Below are 461 nucleotides of genomic sequence, written 5' to 3'. Positions count from 1 at the left end.
TGCATAAACACATACCAGCAATACGACCAGAGACAATGCAATATTGAAGGTAAATAATAGATCAAGCAGAAACGGCGGAACCGGCAACGTCATCATACCCAACATCGCGATCAGCAATATCGGGATCGCCATGTGGCTTTGCAGCATTTTTAACTGATTTAATCCAACGCTCGCTTGCATAAACCCTAACAACTCTAATGAAGTGACAACAACGATAGCGACGAGTTTTCGTCACATATGTCTCAGTTAGATGGTCTTTGCAAAAAGCGACCCAGTTTTAACGGGTAGAAGAATTATTTTACTGCGCCAATAAAGCATCACAGAATTAATCGTGCTGCAGATCGTCAGGAACCGGAAAGTCAGGCATATCGGGCTTCGAGCGAGCACGTCTGCGGAATTGTTTTAGTTGGAATACGTAAGCAAGAACTTGAGCAACCGCTACATAGAGACCTGACGGCACT

Annotated in this window: 1 protein-coding gene; it reads right to left on the bottom strand. The window is 44.3% G+C overall.

Features of this window, described 5'->3' with window-relative positions:
• The coding region (locus A3751_RS01795; RefSeq protein ID WP_156492184.1) for a hypothetical protein at positions 1-180 on the bottom strand (180 nt) is incomplete at its 3' end.
• Between the last annotated feature and the right edge of the window lie 281 nt (positions 181-461).

The sequence above is a fragment of the Oleiphilus sp. HI0080 genome, assembly GCF_001635135.1.
Note: the sequence above shows the minus strand (reverse complement) of the source record. Positions and strands in the feature narration are given on the sequence as shown.